At 44.4% G+C, this 1,875-nt stretch carries 1 rRNA gene; it reads left to right on the forward strand.

Annotated elements, in window-relative coordinates:
- Positions 1-246 precede the first annotated feature (246 nt).
- Positions 247-1,793, forward strand: a 16S ribosomal RNA gene (locus CRV09_RS03625).
- Positions 1,794-1,875: the final 82 nt, after the last annotated feature.

The raw sequence follows: 1,875 nt of genomic DNA on the forward strand, positions 1-1,875 counted from the left end.
ATTATAATATAGTCAAGATATTTATAATTAATCAGTATATTTAGACAAGAAAAACTTGACTAATAAGGTCAACAGAGTTAGCATAACGAATTATTATAATTATTATTAACAAAGCTCTTTAACAATTTATCAGACAATTCATGTGGGTATTTGCAGAATTAGCATTAATCTTTTATTTTTTTAAATATCTACTGAATAAACATTTAGTTATTAAGTTTAATCTGTAGAAAAATATTTCTAGATTTTAAATTGAAGAGTTTGATCATGGCTCAGATTGAACGCTGGCGGCAAGCCTAACACATGCAAGTCGAACGGTAACACAAAAGGGTTTACTCTTTAGGTGACGAGTGGCGAACGGGTGAGTAATATCTGGGGATCTGCCCGACGGAGGGGGATAACCATTGGAAACGATGGCTAATACCGCATAATGTTGAAAAACCAAAGTGGGGGACCTTTTTATAAGGCCTCATGCCATCGGATGAACCCAGATGGGATTAGCTAGTAGGTGGGGTAATGGCTCACCTAGGCAACGATCCTTAGCTGGTCTGAGAGGATAACCAGCCACACTGGAACTGAGACACGGTCCAGACTCCTACGGGAGGCAGCAGTGGGGAATATTGCACAATGGGCGAAAGCCTGATGCAGCTATGCCGCGTGTATGAAGAAGGCCTTCGGGTTGTAAAGTACTTTCAGTAGGGAAGAAGGCAATTTAGTTAAAACCTATGTTGATTGACGTTACCTACAGAAGAAGCACCGGCTAACTCCGTGCCAGCAGCCGCGGTAATACGGAGGGTGCGAGCGTTAATCGGAATTACTGGGCGTAAAGAGCACGTAGGCGGTTTATTAAGTCAGATGTGAAATCCCTAAGCTTAACTTAGGAACTGCATTTGAAACTGATAGACTTGAGTTTCATAGAGGAGAGCAGAATTCCAGGTGTAGCGGTGAAATGCGTAGAGATCTGGAGGAATATCAGTGGCGAAGGCGGCTCTCTGGATGAAAACTGACGCTCAGGTGCGAAAGCGTGGGGAGCAAACAGGATTAGATACCCTGGTAGTCCACGCCGTAAACGATGTCGACTTGAAAGTTGTGTCTTTAAGATGTGGCCTTCGTAGCTAACGCGTTAAGTCGACCGCCTGGGGAGTACGACCGCAAGGTTAAAACTCAAATGAATTGACGGGGGCCCGCACAAGCGGTGGAGCATGTGGTTTAATTCGATGCAACGCGAAAAACCTTACCTACCCTTGACATCCAGCGAACTAAGTGAAATACTTGGGTGCCTTCGGGAACGCTGAGACAGGTGCTGCATGGCTGTCGTCAGCTCGTGTTGTGAAATGTTGGGTTAAGTCCCGCAACGAGCGTAACCCTTTTCCTTTGTTACCAGCGAATTTAGTCGGGAACTCAAAGGATACTGCCGGTGATAAACCGGAGGAAGGTGAGGACGACGTCAAGTCATCATGGCCCTTATGGGTAGGGCTACACACGTGCTACAATGGCATATACAAAGAGAAGCAATCTCGCAAGAGCAAGCCAAACTCACAAAATATGTCTTAGTCCGGATTGGAGTCTGCAACTCGACTCCATGAAGTCGGAATCGCTAGTAATCGTAGATCAGAATGCTACGGTGAATACGTTCCCGGGCCTTGTACACACCGCCCGTCACACCATGGAAGTGGATTGCAAAAGAAGTGGGTAGCTTAACCTTTCGGAGGGCACTTACCACTTTGTGATTCATAACTGGGGTGAAGTCGTAACAAGGTAACCGTAGGGGAACCTGCGGTTGGATCACCTCCTTACTTATTTATATAAAAATGCTTTTCTGCGAAGTACCTACATAAATTGTCTGATAATTAATTTGTTGTCTTAATAATAAAGATT

The sequence above is a fragment of the Candidatus Pantoea edessiphila genome, assembly GCF_002933345.1.
Lineage (GTDB): Bacteria > Pseudomonadota > Gammaproteobacteria > Enterobacterales > Enterobacteriaceae > Pantoea_C.